Here is a 23512-nt window from a genome sequence, read left to right on the forward strand (position 1 = left end):
TTTCTCTCGAACTTCTCTCTAGGAGGATCCTTTAATGGAAGTTATTAAGATTGCACCGCGGGGATATTGCTATGGTGTCGTTGATGCCATGGTTATTGCAAAGAATGCCGCTTTAGATAAAACTTTGCCAAGGCCTATTTATATTTTGGGCATGATTGTTCACAATAAACACGTTACTGACGCTTTTGAAGAAGAAGGCATCATAACTTTGGATGGCAGCAACCGCATGGAAATACTTGAAAAAGTAGAAAGCGGCACCGTTATTTTTACAGCCCACGGTGTTTCTCCGGAAGTCAGAAAAATCGCTTCTGAGAAAGGCCTCATTACGCTTGATGCCACCTGCCCTGATGTGACAAAAACACATGATTTAATTCGCGAAAAAAAAGCTTTAGGCTATCATGTTATCTACATTGGGAAAAAGTCGCATCCTGAGCCTGAAGGAGCGGTTGGTGTAGCACCTGACATTGTCCATTTAGTGGAAACAGAAGAAGATGTTGATGCTCTTACTTTCCAAAACGATAAAATAGTCGTCACGAATCAGACGACTATGAGTCAATGGGATGTTTATGACATAATGGAGCGCGTGAAAGAAAAATATCCGCATGTAGAATATCATCAGGAGATTTGCCTGGCTACCCAAGTCCGGCAGGAAGCTGTTGCAGAGCAGGCAAAAGATGCGGACCTTACGATTGTCGTTGGGGATCCAAAGAGCAATAACTCAAACCGGCTTGCACAGGTTTCTGAAGAAATAGCAGGAACAAAAGCCTACAGAGTATCAGACATTAGCGAACTGAAGCTTGAATGGTTTGAAGGAGTTAAAAAGGTCGCGATCACTGCCGGCGCCTCAACTCCAACACCTATTACAAAAGAAGTCATTCAGTTCCTGGAAAAGTATGATCCTGAAAACAGCCTTACCTGGAACATCGAACATAATGTTCCTCTTCAAAAAATACTGCCAAAAGTAAAAGCAGCTAAATAATCATACAAACCGCTGGAGATCAAATTCCAGCGGTTTTGTTTTTAAACAAACGTAAATGGATCTGTATGAATGTCTGAAGGGAAAATACTTACTTCAAATTTTTTTTCTTCAGACATAGAAAGAAGCAGATCTGCAACCCCTTTTTTCATGACTTTCTCCACGTTGTGACCTGGATCAATCACATTTAAGCCCAGCATCATGGCATCATGAGCTACGTGATAATAAAGATCACCTGTAACATAAACATCTGCTCCCTTGCGCTTTGCCTGGTGGATGTATTTATTTCCATCTCCTCCAAGAACAGCAACTTTCCGGACCTTAGCATCCTTATTCCCTACCATTCTTACACAAGGAACATCAAGCTGCTTTTTCACATGCTCTGCAAATTCAGTTAAAGACATCTCATTTCCAAGCAAACCTACACGCCCTAATCCTAAAGCCTTGTCGTGCCCTTCAACTGGAAAAAGATCAAATGCAGGTTCCTCATATGGGTGAGCTTTCAGCATTGCGGAAACAATCTTCCGCTGCTTGCTTGCCGGAATGATCGTTTCAATTCTCTCTTCTTCTACAAACTCAATTTCCCCTGATTTTCCTATATAAGGATCTGTTCCATCAAGAGGAAGAAAGCTTCCAGTTCCATTTGATGAGAATGTACAATGACTGTACATGCCAATATGCCCTGCACCTGATTGCCCCAGAACAGCCCTGAGATCGTCCGCGTGATCTTTTGGTACATAGACGACCAGCTTCTTCATTTCCTCCTGATAGGTGTCAACAAGGACCTCTGTGTCTGTCAGCTGGAGAGCTTCTGCAAGTAAATCATTCACACCGCCTGCAGCAACATCTAAATTGGTATGTGCTGCGTAAACAGCAATATCATGTTTAATGCATTTTTCAAGCAGTGCGCCCCCCGGCTGATCTGTCACCAGGTTTTTAAGAGGACGGAATATTGGCGGATGATGAGCGATAATTAAATTCGCATTTTTTTCGATTGCTTCATCAACTACTTCATCCAGAACATCGAGGGCGATTAACACGCCATGAATAGGTTTATTCAAAGTTCCTATTTGCAGGCCGATCTTATCGCCTTCCATTGCATATTCTTTTTTCGAAAACGATTCGAACAATTGGATGATTTCAAAGCCGTTAGGTATTTTGCTCATTTCTTTGTAACCTCCTCAAGCATTTCAATCAAATCATTCAGCTCTTTCTTCTTAGCTTCATTCCCTGGGCTTAGTGCCGCACCTTCTATACTAGTTAAAATCCGTCTGTTATGCTCAATTTCCTGCGTCCATTTCTTAATGAACGGTTCTGTTTTCTCCTTCATCAAAAAAGGACCGACAAGCAAGCCTTTTTGCAGGGAAGTATGCTGATATGGAGCTTTTGGTTCACCCTTTTCAGCAATAAGAATCTCATAGATCTTTCCGTCTTCTTCCAATATTTCTTCATTTATCAGTTCCCAGCCATTGTCAAGCAGCCATCTTCTTACATGATGTGCATGAATGTTGGGCTGAAGAATCAGCCTCTGGACGCCGGCTAATTTTTCTTTTCCAGCTTCAAGGATTTTTTCTATTAATGCTCCGCCCATTCCCGCAATTGTGATGCACGTTGCTTCATTAGGATCAATGACATCGAGCCCGCTTCCTAAACGAACCGATATGACATCCTCAAGTCCGCTTTTTTGGACTTGCTTCTTGGCAGACTGAAACGGCCCCTGAACGACTTCCCCAGCAACAGCCGAAGCTGCCAAGCCGTTTAAAAGGGCGTAGCAGGGCAAGTAAGCATGATCAGAGCCGATGTCTGCCAGCACAGCATTCTTTGGTATATAATCAGCCACAGTTTTTAGCCTATTTGATAAATTAACTTCATTCATTCTAAACCACCACATTCTTATGTACTTTTAATTCGATCTCTCTATATAATAAGAAAAGTCCTCCGCAGATGCAAAGGACTTTTCTTTTCGTTTAATAAAACGATTCATATTTACGTTTCTTTCGTGAAAAACTATTTGATTTTAGAAACCCATTCTGCCATCTCGTCCAGTTTTTCATCAGGAACTAAACCGGCCGGCATGTTTCCGCGGCCATTTTTAATCGTTTCTTTAATGCCGTCAACGCCAAGCTTGTCCCCAACCCCTTTAAGAGCAGGACCGGCACCGCCTTCGTAATTCTCGCCATGACAAGAAACACAGCTTTGCTTGTAGATTTCCTCTGGTGAAGCGTTTGCAACTTCTCCCGATTTATCTTCCTCTTTTCCTTCTCCAGCCATTTCTTTCATATCGCCGAGCCCTTTAATAGATAAGAAAAACATAAGGCCGATTCCGATTACGGCAACTAAAGCGAATGGAATTAGTGGATTGCGATTCATTATGTAACCTCCCCTATGTAAAAATCTTGAAATGCAGGTAAACGATAGATTTAAACAATCTCTATTTTACTTTAAAATTTGTGGAAGTAAAAGACTTATTGTATAAGTTGGGCTATTTTTCAAAAATTAGTCAAAAAAACTTCATCAATTAAGATGAAGTTCTTGTTTTCAAGTGATAAGAAAGTATAAAATTTTGCGCTTCGATGGCGGGCATAATCGCTCAGGCTCCTCGGCTAGAACGGGGGATTGCGCTTTTCTTATTCATCAGCAGCCAATAAGTCTTGCAATAACCATCCGCTGAACTTCGCTTGTGCCTTCGCCGATTTCAAGCAATTTAGCATCCCGCAGATATCGTTCAACATGATATTCTTTCATGTAGCCATAGCCTCCATGAATTTGAATGGCCTGATTTGTTACTTCTGTACACATTTCGGATGCAAACAGCTTGCAAAAAGAAGCTTCCTTCGTAAATGATTTTCCCTGATCCTTTAACCAGGCTGCTTTATAAACCATTGTACGCGCCAAATCAATTTTCATGGCCATATCGGCAAGTTTAAATTGGATCGCCTGGAATTCACTTAATGTTTTTCCGAATTGCTTTCTTTCTTTTGAATAAGCTAATGCTCTTTCAAAAGCTGCCTGTGCAATTCCGACTGCCATAGCGCCAATTCCAATTCTTCCTCCGTCTAAAGTCATGAGAAACTGCCTGAAGCCATGCCCTCTTTTACCAAGAAGATTTTCTTCAGGAACGACAACATCTTCAAATATCAGTTCTGTTGTATTCGATGCATTCAATCCCATTTTTTCATAATTATCAATTACCTTGAACCCCGGTGCATCTGTAGGAACAATTATTGCGCTTATCTCTTTTTTTCCTTCTTTGCGATCCGTGATGGCCGTCAAAGCCAGAAACTTTGCGTAAGAGGCATTTGTAATGTAGCACTTGTTGCCATTTATCGTAAACTGACCATCTTGCAGCACAGCTTCAGTCTGAGTGCCTCCTGCATCTGAGCCTGCATTTGGCTCAGTCAGCCCAAAGGCACCCATAGACTCACCTGAGCAGATTCTTGAAAGATACTTTCTTTTTTGCTCTTCTGTACCAAACATATTAATAGGAGCTCCGCCTAATGAAATATGGGCAGAGTATGTAATTCCAGTTGAACCGCACGCTTTACTGAGTTCTTCCGTTACAATTGCGAAACTGATTGTATCTGCGCCGCTTCCTCCGTATTCTTCTGAGAACGGAAGTCCAAGCATTCCCATTTCACCGAGCTGCTGAAAAATTTCTGCTGGAAATTGCTTTGTTTTGTCTCTTTCATATGCCCCTGGCTCAACAACTTCTTCTGCAAACTCTTTGATGGTTTTCTGAATCATGCGCTGTTCTTGTGATAGTTCAAAATTCATTTTATCCCTCCGTTATGAATACGCTTACATGTTAAATTATAAGGTGTAACACTCTATTTTCACAACTTTTTAAATTTTTTATTTAATTAAAAAATATTTTTCTGCACTGTTTCATTTTTATAAAGGCTGCTTCATGAGAATGACATTCTGATGAATTTGTCAGCAATTTCAAGGATTTTTATACCCGGATAAAGGAGTTATATGTCAAATTCCAGAGGTGAAAAGTGCTTATGAAGGCTTAAAATTTTCTGAGGGTGATTTGCAAATTAAATAACAATTAAGTAAAATAAATGAAAAGAAGATGTAATAATGAAATTTATTGTTACCGCTGTCAAAAATGTTTTTTTATAAAAAAACGAAAAAAAAAAGCGAACTAAAGTCCGCTTTCTATTCTAAGAAATCTTTTAATCGTTTGCTTCTGCTTGGGTGACGAAGCTTGCGAAGTGCCTTTGCTTCAATTTGACGGATGCGCTCTCTTGTAACGCCAAACACTTTACCTACTTCTTCAAGTGTTCTTGTACGGCCGTCATCCAGTCCAAAACGAAGACGAAGCACGTTTTCCTCGCGGTCTGTCAGTGTATCCAGCACATCTTCAAGCTGTTCTTTTAACAGCTCATAAGCCGCATGTTCGGAAGGAGAAGTTGCATCTTGATCCTCAATAAAATCTCCAAGATGTGAATCATCTTCTTCACCAATCGGTGTTTCAAGAGACACAGGTTCTTGTGCGATTTTTAAGATCTCTCTTACTTTATCAGGAGTCAGGTCCATATCTTCTGCAATTTCTTCAGGAGATGGTTCTCTGCCTAAATCTTGAAGAAGCTGACGCTGAACACGAATCAATTTATTGATTGTCTCAACCATGTGTACAGGTATACGAATGGTTCTGGCCTGATCAGCTATTGCTCTTGTAATAGCCTGACGAATCCACCATGTAGCATAGGTACTGAATTTAAAGCCTTTGCGGTAATCGAATTTCTCTACAGCTTTCATTAGGCCCATATTGCCTTCCTGGATAAGATCCAAAAACAGCATTCCGCGTCCCACATATCTTTTCGCGATACTTACAACAAGACGAAGGTTGGCCTCTGCAAGTCTTCTCTTTGCTTCTTCATCGCCTTCTTCAATGCGGTTTGCAAGCTTAATTTCTTCATCTGCAGTTAAAAGATCAACCCGGCCTATTTCTTTCAGATACATACGCACAGGATCATTAATCTTAACACCTGGAGGCACACTTAGATCATTTAAATCAAATTCTTCTTCCTTTGCCAGCTGCTGTATATTAGGATCATCGGTCGATTCATTATCACCTACTAATTCTACGCCCTGCTCGCCAAGGTACTCATAATACTCATCCATTTGGTCTGATTCAATTTCGAAGCCCGACATGCGCTCAGCAATCTCTTCGTATGTTAAAACTCCACGTTTTTTTCCGATTTCTGTTAATTGGTCTTTTGCTTGTTCCAATGTCAATTCAGAATCATGGGTTTGTTTATCAGCCATTGGATCCCCTCCTTCCAAACTCTTGCAATTAATGCTTTATGTGAATGTGCTAATTGATAGTTGAAACCGATTAGCCGCAATGAATCTCTGTGTTTTTGCGCAAGTCAAACATCTGCCTTCATTTAAGATCGCGCTTAAGTCTTATGACTTCCATAGCGATATTGGCAGCTTTGACAAAATCCTTCTGGCGCTCTGCTTCATGCTTTTCAGCTTCTTTTTCTTTTATCATTAACCAATTTTGGTGATTCAACACCTGTTTGATATAATCTGACAGCTCCCGCTCGGATATTTCTTCATTTACCGAGAGCATGGCTATATCTGAAACAAACTGGTGAAGCTGATTGTCCGGCAGTTTCCTCAGGAACGAGCTGACACTTGCCTCATTTCCTTCTTCGTAATAAGCATATAAGTAAGTTATAATCGCTCTGTGCTCTTCTATATTGAACTGAAGTCCAAGACGGTCAAGCACTTTCTGTGCAATGTCCTTATTTCGCAACATATGCGCTATAAGGAGTCTTTCAGCATTATGAAATGCCGGCAAAAGACGCTTTTGCTGAGGCTTCATCGCATGCTGGACAGGGGCGCTTTTCTGCTGCTCCTTTTTTCGTTCAGGCTTTTGGCCGGATCTTTTGTCCTGCATTTGACTCTTTAAAACATCCATTGATAATGAAAATTCTCCGGACAGCTGCTTTAAATACAGTTCGATTTCTACTGGATTCTCAAGCAGGCTGAGTTCTTTCAGTATGTCTTCTATATACTGCAGCCGTTGTCCTTCATCCTGAAGATTTTTTCCTTTGCGGAAAACCTGCATTTTAAATGCCATTAACGTAATGCTTGCCCCTATTACATCCTTTTTGAACTTTTCTGCACCAAATGTCCGGATGTAGTCATCAGGGTCTGTTCCATCAGGCAGCGCAGCAACTCTCATTTTGCAGCCGGCAGCAGCAAGTGTTTTAGATGCTCTTAATGTCGCTTCAAGTCCAGCAGAATCAGAGTCAAAACAGATTATAACATCTCCTGCGTTTCTTTTGATGATTTTTGCCTGAGCTTCTGTCAGTGATGTGCCCATCGTTGCAATCGAATGCTGCACATCTGAACGGACAGCGGAAATAACATCCGCAAAACCTTCAAATAAAACAACTTGCTGATTTTTGCGTATATGTACTCTTGCTTGATGAAAATTATAAAGAATTTTGCTTTTGTTAAAGATAGGTGTTTCAGGGCTGTTGAGAAATTTGGGCTGTTCTTTTACAAGCACCCTTCCTGAAAAAGCAATGGTACGGCCGGTATGATCCAGGATTGGAAACATGATCCGATTGCGAAAACGGTCCAGATACCCATCAGAGGAGCTTTTCTTAACTAGCAGACCGGCTTTTTCCATCATTTGCTGATCGTAGCCCCGCTTTGTTAAAAACTTGGCAACGAAATCCCATGAATCCAGAGCATAGCCAATTTCAAACTGTTCAATTGTTTCTTTGGAAAAGCCTCTTGCTGTTAAATAATCGAAGGCAGCTTGCCCTTCTTTAGTGTTTACAAGCAAATGATGATAAAACTTCTTCAGCAGTTCATGTGCTTCAATCATTTTTTCATCATCTTTGTTTGCATCTTTTGGCTGAACGGCATTTAGCTGATCGGGAAGATCAATATGCAGTTTGTCAGCAAGTGCCGAAGCTGCTTCAACAAATGAATAGCCTTCAATTTGCATTAAGAATGAAAAGACGTTCCCGCCGGCGCCACATCCAAAGCAATGATAGATCTGCTTATCATGTGAAACGGAGAACGATGGTGATTTTTCGCCATGAAATGGACATAGCCCAAAATGATTTCTTCCCTGCTTCTTCAATTGAACATATTCACTGACAACATCCACGATGTCTGCCGATTGCTGAATTTTATCGATTATTTCATCGGGAATTCGATTTCCCATACTAACAACTCCGTGATACAAATATTCGCGATTTAACCACTAATTCCTGCATCTTTCGACAAAATCTTTTCAAGTGTGAAAATAAAACTGTCTCTGTCTGACTGGGTAAACTTTTTGGGGCCTTTTGTATGCTTTCCGCCTCTGCGTTCTTTCGCAGAAAGATACCTGAACTCAAGCGCCAGTTCAATATTTTCTTCTGTATACTGTTTACCCCGGGGTGTCATAACTATAACCCCTTTTTTCAGCAAAAGACCCGCAAGACCAATATCCTGCGTCACAACGAGATCATCACGGTAAGAGTGATTAACGATGTATAAATCAGCAGATTCTTTGCCGGTGTCCACATAGACCCAGTCATATCCGTATGTATTTGATGTTTTGTGATTGTATGAAGCAACAAACAGGACATTGATCTGGTAATGGGCAGCAAGGTCGGCAATCTCCTGTTTTACAGGGCATGCATCTGCATCGACAATTATCTGCATCTTTTTTTCGTCATCTTTCACTATTCTACATCACTCCGATAGATTCCTTCTTAACCTTTTAGAAAAGATCGCATGGAAAACGAGACTGAATTTGTCGAATTATTTTTCATCGCTTCACTTGACAGATCACAATAAATAGTTTATTCGTTCTTGGTCAAGTCTAAACCTAAAATAAGTAATTTTATCACAATTTTTTATTATAATACAAAGTCTTTAAATTTTCCATTCTTTTTCACGAACTTAATTTGTTAATTTCAGGACATAGTCTTATATTATTGCTTTAGCAAGAACATATATAAAACTCAGAGCTTCTGCTTCTCTGAGTTCAATATTTTTGTCCTGATTTTCAGTTATACCGATTCATGATATTTTGGATCATGTTTGCCGTTTCCTCAACTGCTTTATTGGAAACATCGATTACCTGACAGCCGATCTTATCAATAACCTTTTCAAAGTATTCAAGCTCCACTTTGATTCTGTCGATATTCGCATAAATAGCTTTATCATTAAGTCCGAGAGAGATTAATCGTTCTTTTCTTATGTCATTTAATTTATCAGGGCTGATTTTAAGTCCGATGCATTTTTTAGGAGAAACTTTAAATAGCTCCTCAGGAGGTTCGACTTCCGGAACAATCGGCACATTCGCAACTTTAAACCGCTTGTGAGCCAAATATTGGGACAGCGGTGTTTTTGACGTTCGTGATACACCAACAAGAATAATGTCTGCTTTCATGATGCCGCGAGGATCACGGCCGTCATCGTATTTAACCGCAAACTCAATGGCCTCTACCTTTTTGAAGTAATCTTCATCAAGTTTACGGACTCTGCCAGGTTCATATTTAGCATTAATCCCATAAGCAGATTCCATTTTGTCTATTAATGGCCCGATGATATCATAATAGACAACCCCTTGAGAATTCGCTTCTTCTATCAGTCCCTGTCTAAGCTCAGGAACAACTAGGGTAAAGCACACAATTGCCTGCTCAAGTTTAGCGAGCGCCACCACTTCTTTTATTGTGCCTAAATCTTCCACGTAAGGAATTCGTTTAATTTTTGTGTCCGCAGCATTTCCATTGAATTGGCTGATAGCTGCTTTGATAACAAGTTCAGCTGTTTCGCCTACTGAATCTGATACTACATAGACATGGCGATTGTACATACCATTCCCCACTCCCCTTGTTAGATGATTTCATTCTCAGCTAATCCGACCAATATCTTCGTCATATTTGTTTTAGTGATTCTTCCAGTTACTTCAAAGCCTTTTTCCGTTTCTTTAATGACTGGAATGGCGTCAATTTGCTTGTTTATTAAAAATTTCGCAATATCCATGATGTAATCCTCGCGCCTGCACATCGTAATATTCGGCATTCGTGTCATGATTATGTTTACAGGGATGGATGCAAGCTCCTGCTTTCCGATGCTTGCTCTGAGCAAATCTTTCCGGGACAATACTCCAACTAGGATAGACCCTTGATCTACAACAAATAACGTGCCGACATCTTCAAGGAACATCGTAACAATTGCATCATAAACCGATACATTCTCGTTCACTACAACCGGAATGGACTGGAAATCTTTCACCTGCAATTTTTTCAGTTTATCTGAAAGAAGACCTGCTCCTGTTTTCCCTGTATAAAAATAGCCCACCCTAGGTCTTGCTTCAAGATATCCGGCCATTGTCAGTATTGCGAGATCAGGACGAAGAGTCGCTCTTGTTAAATTCAGCTGATCGGCAATATGTTCACCGGTAATTGGTCCGTTATCTTTTACAATTTGCAGAATGTGTTCCTGCCTTTTATTAAGTTCGATTATACTCACCGCCTTAAGGTTCCAATACATATGTATCAAGCGTTCTAATTTCCGATGGTAAATAGGTTATACTATATAAAAATATTATATACTATTTGAACGGATTGAAAAGAACCTTTGGAAAAAAAGAAATGCGGAACCGACCGTTTAGACCCGACAGACGCTCAATATATAATTAAAAAAAGACATTAATCAATTCCTTATTATTTAAAAACAAGCAGACGATTGCCCTATTGCAGGCAATCGTCTGACTGTATTATTTTACAATGACAGCATCCATATTAGCAAAGGATTCTATCAATGCAGCAAGCTGTTTCATTTGTGCAAGGCGATTGCTTTTCAATGCCTCATCTTCCGCCATGACCATTGTTTCGTTAAAATAAGATTGAATAAATGGCTGCAATTTACGAAGAGCTCCAAATGCAGCATGGTATTCACCGGCAGCTGTATTTGCTTCATACTCATCTTTCACGTGCATGTATTGATCATACAGCTCCTGCTCTTCTTTATTTTTGAAGAGTTCGGGATTAACAGCTGCTCCAGTACCTTTTTTTGAGATATTTTGAACGCGCGCAAAAGCTTCCATTATTCCCTTAAAGCTTTCCTCTTTAGCAGCATCTTCCAGCACTGCAGCTTTATCCATAATTGCAGTCAGTTCCATTTGACCTGCTCCGAGCACCGCATCAATGATATCGTATCTGATTTTTTTCTCATCAAGAACGTGTTTTACTCTCATTTTGAAAAATGCGAGCATTTCATTTTTCACTTTGTTTTGATCAATTTCTTTAAATGGTGCAAGAGCAAAGTCAAATAATTCGTCTAAAGAAATTGTCCACTTTTTCGCTAACAGGATTTGAACAATGCCGCTCGCCTGGCGTCTGAGGGCATATGGGTCCTGTGAGCCAGTCGGGATGACACCGATTGAGAAGAAGCCTGCAATGGTATCGAGTTTATCTGCAAGCGCCACAATCGCCCCTGCAGCTGAAGCTGGTGCTGAATCTTCGGCATGACGCGGCATGTAGTGCTCGTTTACTGCAGCTGCCACTTCTTCTGCTTCTCCAAATGCTCTGGCATACTTTTCGCCAATGATCCCCTGCAATTCAGGGAATTCATATACCATGTGAGTGACAAGGTCGAATTTGCAAATCTCAGCTGCACGCAAGACATGCGTTTTTTCTTCGGAGGATACGTTAAATCGTTCAGCAAGATTTTGTGAAAGAGAAGTCATTCTTCTGACTTTATCTCCTGTAGATCCAAGCTCTTCATGGAAAACTATTTTATCAAGTTTTTTTACATTGTCCGAAATCACAAGCTTTTGGTCTTCATTATAGAAGAAAGCTGCGTCTGACAGACGTGCGCGTAAAACTTTTTCATTTCCTCTTGCCACGTTTTCAATATGATTGTGGTCGCCATTTCTGACTGTTACAAAATAAGGAAGCAATTCACCTTCCGCATTTTTCACCGGAAAATAACGCTGATGTTCTTTCATTGTTGTTACAAGCACTTCTTCTGGAAGCGACAGATACTCTTCTTCAAATTTCCCAAACAATGCAGTTGGATACTCAACAAGATTGGTCACTTCTTCTAATAAATCTTTATCAATTGGAATATTCCACTTGTTTTCTTCTTCAATATGATGAAGCTGTGTGAGAATAGCTTCTTTTCTTTTTACTGGTGAAGCAATGACAAATTGTGAAAGAAGCGACTTTTCATATTCAGATGGATGATTGATTACTTGATCTGAGCCCAAAAAGCGGTGTCCTCTCGTTTCTTTACCTGTTTGGACGCCAGTAATGTTAAAAGAAATCACTTCCTGGCCGTATAGGGCGATCATCCATTTTATCGGCCTTGCAAATCTCAGTTCCTGAGATCCCCAGCGCATATTTTTAGGAAACGTAAGGCCAGTAATGATCTCTCTTAATTCTGTTAAAAGTTCTTGTGTTTCTTTCCCTTTAATGAACTTTTGTACATGTGCATATTCAATGCCGCCAATTTCTTTAAAAAAGATATCCTCAACACTTGCTCCCTGGCCTCTTGAGAATCCAACAGCTGCCTTTGACCAATTTCCGTCTCCGTCAAGCGCAATTTTCTTAGCAGGTCCCTTAGCTTCTTCCTCAATATCCTCCTGTTTTGCAGCAACACCCTCTATTTGCACCGCAAGTCTTCTTGGTGTTGAAAAAACATTTACCTCTCCAAAAGAGATATTTTTCTCTTTCAGCCAGTTCGTTGTTTTTAGAGAAAGCTGATTCATTGCATCCGTTACAAATCGTGCAGGCAATTCCTCAAGTCCGAGTTCAAGCAGCAAATCATGTTTACTCATCTGTTTTAACCTCCTCTTTTTTCAGCATTGGAAATCCCAATTTTTCTCTTTCATCATAGAACGTTTTTGCCACTTTTCTGGCCAGGTTTCTTACACGTCCAATGTATCCTGTTCTCTCTGTTACAGAAATGGCTCCTCTTGCATCAAGCAGGTTAAACGTGTGAGAACATTTTAAAACATAGTCATATGCAGGATGAACGAGTCCTTCGTCCATTTGTCGATGCGCTTCTTTTTCATAAATGGAAAACAGATTAAACAGCATCTCAGCGTTCGATGTTTCAAAGGTATACTTTGAATGCTCAAATTCAGGCATCAAGAAAATATCGCGGACGGTAAATCCATCCGTCCATTCTAAATCAAATACATTTTCTTTATCCTGGATGTAGGAAGCCAGTCGTTCAATTCCATATGTGATCTCAACAGATACGGGCTTGCACTCGATGCCTCCCACTTGCTGGAAATAGGTAAATTGAGTAATTTCCATTCCATCAAGCCAGACTTCCCATCCAAGTCCAGCACAGCCAAGAGAAGGGTTCTCCCAGTTATCTTCAACGAAACGGATATCATGTTTCAGGGGATCAATGCCCAACGCCTTTAAGGAATCCAAGTACAATTCCTGTATATTGTCCGGAGAAGGCTTAATGATAACCTGAAATTGATGATGCTGATAAAGACGGTTCGGGTTTTCCCCGTAGCGGCCATCAGCAGGACGGCGGGATGGCTCTACATAAGCCACTTTCCACGGCTCAGGACCTATTGCCTTTAGGAACGTGTAAGGACTCATCGTTCCTGCTCCTTTTTCAGTATCATAGGCCTGCATTAAAATACAGCCTTGATCTGACCAATGCTTTTGCAGTGTTACTATCATGTCTTGAATATTCAAACCAAGCACCTCCAAATATCTAATAAATATATAAAACAAAAAACTCCCGTCTCTATGCTGTGTGATTCAGCATAGGGACGAGAGTTAACCCGCGGTTCCACCCTAATTGCCAATGCATTTCATATGCATCAGCCTCTTTCCGGTAAAGTTGCTCAAGAAACGCCTTTCTTTGCCGGTTATCCCTTAGCTCACACCATCCTAAGGTCGCTTTTCATAACGCTCTGCAAATACTCTTTTTCCTTCACAGCAACATATTAATTTACAAGCATCATAATAGAAACAGAAGACAAAGTCAATATGTATACATCATGTCAGCTTTCCTTTTAACGATTCAATCTGATCTAGAAACTTTTTAGACTTTAGAAATATCCCCGAGTATTCACTGTAATAGGAATCAATCACCATTTTAAGCTCTGCTTTTGTTTCAGGCTTTACAGTTACCTTGCCCAGCCTTTCTAAGTCAAAATAATAAAATAAACGCAATAATTTAGCGGTTGCCTGGGAAATTTGCAGTCTGTACGGATCGGCATCAAAACACCTGTGACAGATAAAACCGTTTTCTCTTATCGAAAAATGAAAGGTTCCATCCTTGCTGCTGCAGTTTACGCACGAATCAAGCTGCGGGTACATCCCCAGAACATTCACTATTTTCATCTCAAAAATATAAAGCAGGACATCAGGATCGACGCCTTCATTCAGGCGCTGAAGAGTCTGACTGAACAATTCAAAAAGAAAAGGATTAGGTTCATTTTGCTCTGTGCTTTTATCAAGCAATTCTGCGGCATACGAAGCATATGCCGTCAGAAAGATATCTTCCCTAATCCCCCGCATAGAAGAAATCGTCTCGCCCTGCTGCAGCCCTCCGAGTCCGGAAGACTTCTGAAATAAGAAATACCCGTATGTGAATAACTGAGTTGATGAGGTTAGGCGGCTGTTAGGCTTTTTTGCCCCTCTGGCCATTACCCCCACTTTCCCAAGTTCACGGGTATAAATTGTCACAATTTTATTTGTTTCACCATAATCATTTGTTCTAATGACAATGCCTTCACACTTTTGAAGCAATCTTTCTCACCATCCAGAAGGATTCGGTCAGATCACGAAATTGGAAAGTCAGCTTCAGCCAGCTCATGATCTTGTGAATCGGGTCCGTCACCAGTATCTTTTTCCAGTTCCTTAAAAAGAAGATAGGTATCAATATTACCTGTTTGAATAAAGACTTTCCAGGTAAAATCCAACATGTAAACCCCCGCCTTTCTGTCGTTAAGACAAGCAAGCTATAAACCAATTTCTATATCGTTATCTTGACCTGATATCCTTCGTTTCATGTTAAACAAATTTTGTTAAATCAAGCGGTTTGCTAAGAGCAAATTCTAAAATCAGTACTCATCTTCTCTAAATCCGAAGTCGCGAAGCTGAGTCATTTTATTGCGCCAATCCTTTTGAACTTTAACCCACAGTTCAAGAAAGACTTTAGTGCCAAGCAATGCTTCAATATCAACGCGGGCCCGCTGGCCGACTTCTTTCAGCATTTTCCCCTGCTTGCCGATGACAATTCCTTTTTGGGAATCACGTTCAACAATGACTGTTGCGCTGACATATATAGACTGATTGTTATCACGTCTCTCGATAGCATCAATAACAACGGCAACAGAGTGCGGAATTTCTTCCCGCGTTAAATGAAGAACCTTCTCGCGGATCAATTCTGAAATAATAAATCTTTCAGGATGATCCGTTACTTGATCTGCAGGATAGTATTGCGGACCTGCAGGCAAATAGGATTCAATCTGCTCAAGAAGCGTATCGACATTGTTTCCCTGCAGCGCTGAAATAGGAATAATTTCTTTAAATGGATAATAAGCGCGATACTGATCAATTAACGGGAGCAATTGATCCGGGTGAATCTGATCAATTTTATTAATGATCAGAAAGACCGGTGTTTTTGTATGCTGCAGCTTTTCGATGATAAATTCATCTCCGCGGCCGTATCCTTCTTCAGCATTGATCATGAACAGTACAACATCTACTTCTTTCAGCGTGTTTTGCGCTACTTTCATCATGAAGTCACCGAGCTTATGCTTTGGTTTGTGAATTCCTGGTGTATCTATGAAAACAATTTGAGATTCATTTGTCGTATATACGCCCTGTATTTTATTGCGTGTAGTCTGAGGTTTGTCGCTCATAATGGCAATCTTTTGACCAATCACCCGATTAAGGAATGTTGATTTCCCCACATTTGGTCTGCCAATGATGGAGACAAAGCCGGATTTGTATTCAGTTTCTTTTTTATTCATGAAGATCCTCCGATGAAAATGCCCCAGGCAATAAATCTGCAACTGTCCATTCTTTCACATCACCATTCAAGTTTGTCAGGATAACCTTCATATCCTTTGGACAAAGTTCAGAAATAACCTGTCTGCAGGCTCCGCACGGTGAAACAGGACCTTCTGTATCAGCAACAATTGCGATGGCAGCAAACTCTTTGTCGCCTTCTGAAACAGCTTTAAACAATGCTGTCCTTTCAGCACAATTTGTCATGCCGTATGAGGCGTTTTCAATGTTGCAGCCTCTGTATACTTTTCCGTCTTTCGTTAATAGAGCAGCTCCAACCTGGAACTTGGAATAAGGAACATATGCCATTTCGCGTGCTGCTTTTGCTTCTTTGATGAGTTGTTCTGAGTTCAAAGCTCTACTTCCTTTCTGTATGGCGACATCATGTATTTCTATTTTACCTAAAATAAGGTGAAATTTCACGCAGATGCCGCAAATGTAATTTAATTGTAAGAATTTTCTCATAACTTATAAAATTTTAGGGATAAAAATGATTAACCCTATAATAACTGCTAGCACCGCATAAATCAAAACCGCACCTGCTGCAGCATCCTTAGCGGCTTTTGCAAGCGGATGATATTCTGCCGTGACAAGATCAACAAGCCTTTCAACCGCGGTGTTCATCAGCTCAAGCGAAAGCATTCCCCCCATTAAAATAAGGACGATCAGCCATTCAGTTAGACTGATATGAAAGAAGAAGGCTGCCGCGGTAACAAGAATACAAATCACGGTATGTATTTGAAAATTCCGTTCAGCTCCAAACGTGCTTTTTATCCCATCCCACGCATATGAAAAACTTCTAATAAATCGTTCCCGCTCAGATCTCTCTTTTGAGCCCATATGCATCCAGGATTTCTTTTTGTTTTCCAAACATTTTTTTTTCATCTTCCTCTGTCATATGATCATAGCCCAGCAGATGAAGCAGGCCGTGAACAGCCAGAAAGCCAAGCTCTCTTGTAAAGGAATGACCATATTCCTCTGCCTGTTCTGCTGCACGGGGGACAGATATTATAATATCTCCTAAAACCGGAGGCATGTCCACCCCTACAATTGAAACTTCCCCTTCCCCCTGCTCCTCCATGGCAAAAGAAATCACATCTGTAACCTGGTCTTTGCTGCGGTAATCCCGATTGATTTCTTTTATTTTTTCATTGTCTACAAATGTAACAGACAGCTCGGCATCCTGTGCAATGCTTTCTGCATCCGCTGCAAACTGAAGCAGCGTTTCAACCATTTCCAGCTGCTCTTCTGTCAGCAATTCTGTTTCATCTGCCATATCGATGATCATTTTATTCATGCTTGTTTCACCTTCTGTTTTGAAATTTCCGGATATTCTATTCTGGAATGGAATATCCCTTTTAATGTTTCGCTGAATGATTTTGCAATAATGTCAAGCTCTCTGAGCGTTAAATCGCATTCGTTCAGCTGATGATCCTGAAGCCTGTCTGTTATGATGCCCCGAATAAGCTTTTCGATTTTGTCCGGAGTTGGACTTGACATGGATCTAACTGCGGCTTCAACACTGTCTGCAATCGAAATGATAGCTATTTCTTTTGTTTGAGGTTTTGGTCCCGGATAACGAAACTCTTCTTCATAAATATCAGGATGATTTTGTTTTGCTTTATGATAGAAAAACTTCAATAATGTTGTTCCATGATGCTGTTCTGCTATATCTACAAATTCCTTTGGCATTTTGTGCCTGCGGAGAAGTTCTGCACCATCTGACGCATGAGAAATAATCACATTTTTGCTTAATTGAGGCGACAATTTATCATGCGGATTTTCAATATTCATTTGATTTTCGATAAAATATTGAGGCCGTTTTGTTTTGCCTATATCATGATAATAGGCTCCCACACGCGCAAGAAGGCCATTCGCACCAATTGCTTCACAAGCTGCCTCAGACAAGTTTGCCACCATGACACTGTGATGGTATGTCCCTGGTGTTTCCGTTAATATTTTGCGGAGCAGCGGATGATTTGGATTTGATAATTCAATTAATTTCATGGTAGACAGAATACCAAACCCCGTTTCAAAAAACGGCATAAATCCGATGGTCAAAACGGACGATACAAGACCTGAGGCAAGTGCCATGATAAAGTAAGAACCAAGTTCAATGTTAGAGTAGCTCCCATTCTGCATTAACAGAATAGAAGTGATAATCAGGATATTGATCAAGGCTACAAATAGACCTGTCTGAAGAATTCTTGAACGGACATTTTGTTCATTCAGAAATAAGACTCCTGCAATACTTCCAAATAAGAAATACACCCCGATCGTAAAATTGAAGGTACCCGTGACACCTTCATTAAAGATAATGCTTCCGCAGACGGCAAAAATAATGCTCGTTAATATAGCAAGCCTTTCGTGCAGAAGAAGTTTAATAAGCATCGCACCCATTGCGACCGGGACCAAATATCCTACATTAGAATAATCAATCTCCTGAAAGAAACTGATGATTTTTATAACCAGGATCGTAATGCTGAAAATTAACACGTAAAGAATAAGAGAATGATTCTTTCTATCTGATGGCTTATCAGGTGCTTCAAAATAATAAATGAGTGTGGCAATAATCAGAAGAATAATCAGCATAAGGCCCGCAAATGGCTTTAATGCAAGCTGATTATCGAGAAGCCCGACAAGATCAAGCTTCCGGTAGATGTCCCGGCTGATGTAACCGCCTTCTTCAACAAGAATCTGGCCTTGTTTTATCTGTACTTCTTTCACATCATCATACGCCTGCTGCTTTTTCTCTTCCGTTGCATCGAGATCAAAAACATAGTTTGCTATTACAGCATATCTTCCAAGCTGTACAGCTGCATTTGACAAGTCAGCCCTAAGTGTAGAAGACTTAAGATCCTCTTCTACCAGGTCCTTTGCTTCATCCTGTTTCTGAAGGGGAATTTCATCGCTCATCACGCGGTTAACGGCAGTAATGACGGCATCTCTTGCAATAGCCAATTCATTGTCTGAAGAATCCAGCAACGCTCTAAAGGCGTCATCAGGAATTTTTTCTCTAATGTCCGCTGTAAGCTTGTCCTTTAAACGTTTAAGCTTTTCATCTGCAGAAATAGAATAGACTTCTTCCCCTTCAGTAACATTTTCATTCTGCATTTTTATTTCGTCTGCTGCCTCTTTATTTGTTTCTTTTACAAAATCAAAAATGGATGTTATGACTTCTACTCTATTTACGACATAGTCCTTTCTTAGAACATATTCATCTTCCACTGCATCATAGGCTTCCTGGCGCTTGTTTTCCGTTTCATAAGTATCATCAGCCTGCGTAGGAGCAATGATCGTTTGATCTGAATAAGTGAAAAGTTCAACATCAATCGTTTCCGGCTTTACATTGCTGTAAAGCGAGACAAAAATGACCGCGGCAAGCATAATATACATCGAAATATGTATAAACTTATAATTCTTTATTTTATCGATCAGCTGATTAAGTTTTGGCTGCTGCTTCAATTTCATAACATCACCCCCTGCTCCCCTATGCAATCGTGAAAAAAGTGACCCGAAATCGGGCTGTCGGGTCACTTTGTCTGATCATATGCTTCGATGATTTTCGCAACCAGCGGGTGGCGAACAACATCTGATTGCTGCAGTTCGTTAAAAGCAATGCCGCTGACAGCACTTAAAGTTTCTTTAGCGGCAGCAAGTCCTGATTTTACGCCTTTTGGCAAGTCTACCTGTGTAATATCCCCGGTAATGACCATTTTCGAACCAAAACCAAGCCTCGTCAAAAACATCTTCATTTGCGCAGGCGTCGTATTCTGGGCTTCATCTAAAATGACAAAGGCATCATCAAGCGTTCTTCCTCTCATGTAAGCAAGAGGTGCAATTTCAATCGTTCCTCTTTCAATTAGTCTTTGTGTGTGCTCCATTCCAAGAACATCATGCAAAGCATCATAAAGAGGACGCAAATATGGATCAACCTTTTCCTTAAGATCCCCCGGCAGGAAGCCGAGGCTTTCACCGGCTTCTACGGCAGGTCTGGTTAAAATGATTTTTTTAACCCCGTTATTTTTCAAGGCGCTGACTGCCATGACAACGGCCAGATAGGTTTTCCCTGTTCCTGCAGGTCCAATTCCAAAGACAAGATCTTTATTCCTGATAGAAGAGATATAGTGTCTTTGTCCAAGAGTTTTCACTCTGATTGATTTACCGCGCGCGTCTTTGCTGATCTCATCTACATATAATGCTTCAAATTCATCAAGTTTTAATCGTTTCGCCATTTCAATTCCGTATAGAACGTCTCGTTCACTAATAGTGATTCCTTTTCGTATCAGGACAAGCAGCGATTTTAAAACATCATTCACCGTCTGAACGCTGTCAGGGTCCCCGGATACATATACTGCTTCGCCTCTTGTCACAATAGAGACGTTAAGCTCCTCTTCCATACGCTTTAAATGTGCATCATTATTTCCAAACAGCGCAACCGCTTCATTTGGATTTTCTAATTGCTGATTTATCGTAACTAGTTCTTCTGGCATGATTTAATCTCCCTGAACAATTGGTGTTGTTTTTACGATATTTTCTATAACTTGGTAGAGCACTGTTAGTTTTACTTTACCATTCTCGTTCGTCTCGTGCAAAACTTTTTGACCCTTTATTTCTGCTTCTTCTCCCAATTCATTCATTAATTTTTTCTTGCCCAGCTCAAGTCCGGCTTTTCGCGCTTCTTCTTTATTGTAACTGCGTGTAACAATTTCTTTTTCACGGTATATTTTTTTGCCGTAGCCAATCGGCAGATTCCACTTCAGAAATTTAATGGTTCTAATGTCTTCCTCCACTTCAGTGTCTTTAAACATGTCCTGTTTAAACCCCCAAACCTGAAGCTGCCATGAACCAAGTTCCACATAATACTTCCGTTTTTCATCACCCGAGAAAACATTAAACGTTGTGTTAATAGGTACAGCCACTTCAGCTTGATACCAGGTTTCTCCGAGTATCTCCGCTTTCGCTGCCACCTTCTGCTGATTGTTCTCATTGCCTATTAATCCGGAAACAAGCATCTGTCCTTTTTTCACATGCTCGTTTATAGTGACCGCAGGCTGTCCTTTTTCAACATACATTTTAGTAATGATCGCTTTTTTCTTTGCTACAATGTGCTGAGGACTTGAATACGTTATTTTTTCCGGTTCATTTTTTTCTACAACTTCAAAATGATAATTTGTGCCCTTCAGTTCAACCCCAACCCAAGTAAGCTCTTTAATATTGTTTGTCAAATTTTTTTGAATGGAATCCGGATCAAGCGTAAGAAACTGCAATTTCCCTACCTTCACGCCCATAGCATCAAGCTCTTTTTTAATAAGATGCTCCGTGCTGGGCTTGGCACCCTTAATATCGATTCCCCAGATCATGTTGGATAAAAGGAGAATAACGGTAAAAAACAATGCGAATCCAATGACAAAACCGCTGTTTTTCAAAGATTTCTGAACTAGAAAAGGCAGGCCAGACACTTTCTTCAAAGAGCATCTGCATTCATTTTTACGAGCTCGCAGCCCGGATGGCATGTACATCTTTCAGCCGAATAAAAAAAGAGACCGCCTCTCCTTCTCTTCTTACATTCCATACCGGTACGTCCTTTCTAATGCAGTCATTAATAAACCTTTCCGTTCCCCTCCCTGTTATTGTGACTTTTATGACACCATAAAAGAAATGCATCCATTGGTTTTTCATCGTGACCCTCCTATACTCATGATTGCTCTAAGTAATTAACTTGATCGATTTTTCCCTGCAGAAGGATTTCTTCGGGCAAAATCGCTTTTATGACAAAAGCCTCGCCTTTAATCTGAAGCTGTCCCTGTTTGAGCAGAAGCCGCAGTTCATTATCTGTAAAAGTGAGCAGCCCTCTATGATTTTCAATATAAATATGTATTTGGCCGATCATCGTGATACGGGGAAGATCCATCATGACATCCTGGGGTATTTCTACTGTTCGTGAGATCCATTTCGCTACTTGCTGTCGCCATTTTTTCGCCATAAAAAAGAACCCCCTCTCATCTCATATGTATGAGCAGAAAGGGGGTTCTAACACTTCTTTTTTAAACTCGGCGTTTTGCAGAAGAATGAGGTTTTTTAGATCTTGGCGAACCAAGAATTTCACTCCAGATAAATCCTTGAACGACATTATTCTTATTGATGACAGAGTTTGCTTTCGTGCGCTCAGGCTGATTGATTTTGGAAACAGTCACAATTTCCGTTTTAATTTCATCAGCAGGTGATCCAATTTCATTTCCAAGCTCGCCAGAATCCGTTTTTGCTGCCTGGTATCTGGATTCAATTGTTTGAATCGCTTCCTTCATGCGTTCTTTAGCCGGCTGCTGATTTGCGGTCTGATCAATTGAAGGCGCTGCGGATGCTGGTTTTTCCTTTTTCCTCCGCTGTTGTCTTTCCTTCTTTTTTTTGCCGAATAAGGATGATAAAACAAAGATCAGGCCCACAATGACTAATGGATTGCCAAGAATAAAATCTACTAATTCCATTCTTCAGCACCTCCTTTTCGAGCTATTACTATTTATTATCATGATCCGGCTGATCTTTAGATAACTTTCCGATTGAATCTCTCATATCCGTATCGGCATTTATATTCTCAAAATTCATATAGTCCATTACACCAATTTTTCCGTTTCGCAAAGCTTCAGCCATTGCAAGTGGAACAGTTGCTTCTGCTTCCACTACTTTCGCTCTCATTTCCTGAGTTTTTGCATTCATTTCCTGTTCAAGAGCAACTGCCATGGCACGGCGTTCCTCAGCTTTAGCCTGGGCAATTTTCTTATCTGCCTCAGCCTGATCAGTCTGAAGGATGGCTCCGATATTTTTGCCGATATCAACGTCCGCAATGTCAATCGACAGAATTTCAAAAGCAGTTCCGGAATCTAACCCTTTATTCAGCACGGTTTGAGAAATCATATCAGGATTTTCAAGAACTTTTTTGTGATTGGCCGAAGAACCGATTGTACTGACGATCCCTTCACCTACACGCGCAATAATCGTTTCTTCGCCTGCGCCCCCGACTAACCGTTCGATATTTGCACGTACTGTGATACGGGCTTTAGCCTTCACTTCAATTCCGTCCATCGCTACACCGGCGATAAACGGCGTTTCAATAACCTTAGGATTTACACTCATTTGAACAGCCTCTAAAACATCCCGTCCGGCAAGGTCAATGGCTGCGCATCGTTCAAAAGACAGCTCGATATTCGCACGTTCTGCGGCAATTAAGGCATTAACTACGCGGTCAACATTTCCTCCTGCTAAATAATGACTCTCAAGCTGATTAATCGTGACACCAAGTCCAGCTTTATGCGCTTTAATTAATGGATTAATAATCCGGTTTGGGCTTACGCGTCGAAGCCTCATTCCAATAAGGGTGAAGATGCTGATTCGAACACCTGCAGCAAGTGCTGAAATCCACAGCGTAATCGGTACAAATGTAAATAAAACACCTATTAGTATGACTCCAATAACAATTAAACCTAATGTTAATAACAATGACGGATCCATT

Annotated in this window: 23 protein-coding genes and 1 pseudogene; 1 reads left to right on the top strand and 23 read right to left on the bottom strand. The window is 40.6% G+C overall.

The window, feature by feature from the left end; genetic code table 11:
* Window positions 1–34: 34 nt before the first annotated feature.
* Window positions 35–979 carry a 4-hydroxy-3-methylbut-2-enyl diphosphate reductase gene (locus AC3ISE_RS15670; RefSeq protein ID WP_489221697.1) on the top strand — a complete coding sequence of 315 codons (945 nt, stop codon included), beginning with the start codon at window positions 35–37 and terminating at the stop codon, window positions 977–979.
* Between the two features lie 41 nt (window positions 980–1020).
* Here the strand turns inward: AC3ISE_RS15670 and AC3ISE_RS15675 are convergent, their stop codons facing one another.
* The 23 genes and pseudogenes from AC3ISE_RS15675 to floA all read right to left on the bottom strand — a co-directional run bounded on the left by AC3ISE_RS15675 (window position 1021) and on the right by floA (window position 23511).
* The gene (locus AC3ISE_RS15675; protein WP_489221698.1) at window positions 1021–2142 is read right to left on the bottom strand and encodes a Nif3-like dinuclear metal center hexameric protein; all 1122 of its coding nucleotides are present in this window, start codon (window positions 2140–2142) and stop codon (window positions 1021–1023) included.
* Entirely contained in the window at window positions 2139–2852 is a 714-nt protein-coding gene (locus AC3ISE_RS15680; RefSeq protein WP_489221699.1) for a tRNA (adenine(22)-N(1))-methyltransferase, read from the bottom strand. Before AC3ISE_RS15680 ends, AC3ISE_RS15675 begins: the two co-directional genes overlap by 4 nt.
* A gap of 131 nt (window positions 2853–2983) precedes the next feature.
* Complete coding sequence (cccA, locus tag AC3ISE_RS15685; protein ID WP_430006777.1) at window positions 2984–3346, bottom strand: cytochrome c550; 363 nt, start codon at window positions 3344–3346, stop codon at window positions 2984–2986.
* 264 nt (window positions 3347–3610) lie between these two features.
* The gene (locus AC3ISE_RS15690) at window positions 3611–4750 is read right to left on the bottom strand and encodes an acyl-CoA dehydrogenase family protein (RefSeq protein WP_489221700.1); all 1140 of its coding nucleotides are present in this window, start codon (window positions 4748–4750) and stop codon (window positions 3611–3613) included.
* A gap of 387 nt (window positions 4751–5137) precedes the next feature.
* Complete coding sequence (gene rpoD, locus AC3ISE_RS15695) at window positions 5138–6250, bottom strand: RNA polymerase sigma factor RpoD (protein WP_070875446.1); 1113 nt, start codon at window positions 6248–6250, stop codon at window positions 5138–5140.
* Between the two features lie 118 nt (window positions 6251–6368).
* Window positions 6369–8177: a DNA primase gene (gene dnaG / locus AC3ISE_RS15700; protein WP_489221701.1), complete on the bottom strand. Its 1809-nt coding sequence runs from the start codon at window positions 8175–8177 to the stop codon at window positions 6369–6371.
* 32 nt (window positions 8178–8209) lie between these two features.
* The gene (locus AC3ISE_RS15705; protein ID WP_070875543.1) at window positions 8210–8662 is read right to left on the bottom strand and encodes a YaiI/YqxD family protein; all 453 of its coding nucleotides are present in this window, start codon (window positions 8660–8662) and stop codon (window positions 8210–8212) included.
* A 346-nt stretch (window positions 8663–9008) separates the two neighbouring features.
* Window positions 9009–9821 (bottom strand): pyruvate, water dikinase regulatory protein, encoded by an 813-nt coding sequence (locus AC3ISE_RS15710; RefSeq protein WP_489221702.1) that lies wholly within the window; start codon window positions 9819–9821, stop codon window positions 9009–9011.
* Between the two features lie 20 nt (window positions 9822–9841).
* Window positions 9842–10480: a transcriptional regulator CcpN gene (gene ccpN, locus AC3ISE_RS15715; RefSeq protein WP_489221703.1), complete on the bottom strand. Its 639-nt coding sequence runs from the start codon at window positions 10478–10480 to the stop codon at window positions 9842–9844.
* Between the two features lie 247 nt (window positions 10481–10727).
* Window positions 10728–12791, bottom strand: coding sequence for a glycine--tRNA ligase subunit beta (gene glyS / locus AC3ISE_RS15720; RefSeq protein WP_489221704.1), 2064 nt, complete (start codon window positions 12789–12791; stop codon window positions 10728–10730).
* Entirely contained in the window at window positions 12784–13674 is an 891-nt protein-coding gene (gene glyQ, locus AC3ISE_RS15725; RefSeq protein WP_489221705.1) for a glycine--tRNA ligase subunit alpha, read from the bottom strand. The genes glyS and glyQ overlap by 8 nt, the downstream gene beginning before the upstream one ends.
* A gap of 306 nt (window positions 13675–13980) precedes the next feature.
* Window positions 13981–14736: a DNA repair protein RecO gene (gene recO, locus AC3ISE_RS15730; protein WP_489221706.1), complete on the bottom strand. Its 756-nt coding sequence runs from the start codon at window positions 14734–14736 to the stop codon at window positions 13981–13983.
* A 32-nt stretch (window positions 14737–14768) separates the two neighbouring features.
* Window positions 14769–14912 (bottom strand): YqzL family protein, encoded by a 144-nt coding sequence (locus tag AC3ISE_RS15735; RefSeq protein WP_070875439.1) that lies wholly within the window; start codon window positions 14910–14912, stop codon window positions 14769–14771.
* A gap of 138 nt (window positions 14913–15050) precedes the next feature.
* Window positions 15051–15965 (bottom strand): GTPase Era, encoded by a 915-nt coding sequence (era, locus tag AC3ISE_RS15740; RefSeq protein ID WP_133310065.1) that lies wholly within the window; start codon window positions 15963–15965, stop codon window positions 15051–15053.
* Window positions 15958–16356: a cytidine deaminase gene (locus AC3ISE_RS15745; RefSeq protein ID WP_309192563.1), complete on the bottom strand. Its 399-nt coding sequence runs from the start codon at window positions 16354–16356 to the stop codon at window positions 15958–15960. The genes era and AC3ISE_RS15745 overlap by 8 nt, the downstream gene beginning before the upstream one ends.
* 114 nt (window positions 16357–16470) lie before the next feature.
* The gene (locus AC3ISE_RS15750; RefSeq protein WP_489221707.1) at window positions 16471–16848 is read right to left on the bottom strand and encodes a diacylglycerol kinase family protein; all 378 of its coding nucleotides are present in this window, start codon (window positions 16846–16848) and stop codon (window positions 16471–16473) included.
* Window positions 16820–17290 (bottom strand): rRNA maturation RNase YbeY, encoded by a 471-nt coding sequence (ybeY, locus tag AC3ISE_RS15755; RefSeq protein WP_070875542.1) that lies wholly within the window; start codon window positions 17288–17290, stop codon window positions 16820–16822. Before ybeY ends, AC3ISE_RS15750 begins: the two co-directional genes overlap by 29 nt.
* A 5-nt stretch (window positions 17291–17295) precedes the next feature.
* Window positions 17296–19473: an HD family phosphohydrolase gene (locus AC3ISE_RS15760; protein WP_489221708.1), complete on the bottom strand. Its 2178-nt coding sequence runs from the start codon at window positions 19471–19473 to the stop codon at window positions 17296–17298.
* A 62-nt stretch (window positions 19474–19535) separates the two neighbouring features.
* Entirely contained in the window at window positions 19536–20495 is a 960-nt protein-coding gene (locus AC3ISE_RS15765) for a PhoH family protein (RefSeq protein WP_309192559.1), read from the bottom strand.
* 3 nt (window positions 20496–20498) lie between these two features.
* Window positions 20499–21684 (bottom strand): annotated as a pseudogene (gene yqfD, locus AC3ISE_RS15770) (sporulation protein YqfD).
* A 16-nt stretch (window positions 21685–21700) separates the two neighbouring features.
* A complete protein-coding gene (gene yqfC / locus AC3ISE_RS15775) occupies window positions 21701–21988 on the bottom strand; it encodes a sporulation protein YqfC (protein WP_070875432.1) in 288 nt (95 codons plus the stop codon).
* A 61-nt stretch (window positions 21989–22049) separates the two neighbouring features.
* Window positions 22050–22490, bottom strand: coding sequence for a hypothetical protein (locus AC3ISE_RS15780; protein WP_489221709.1), 441 nt, complete (start codon window positions 22488–22490; stop codon window positions 22050–22052).
* A gap of 28 nt (window positions 22491–22518) precedes the next feature.
* Entirely contained in the window at window positions 22519–23511 is a 993-nt protein-coding gene (gene floA / locus AC3ISE_RS15785) for a flotillin-like protein FloA (RefSeq protein ID WP_489221710.1), read from the bottom strand.
* Between the last annotated feature and the right edge of the window lies 1 nt (window position 23512).

This window comes from Metabacillus sp. KH_069, from assembly GCF_057838075.1.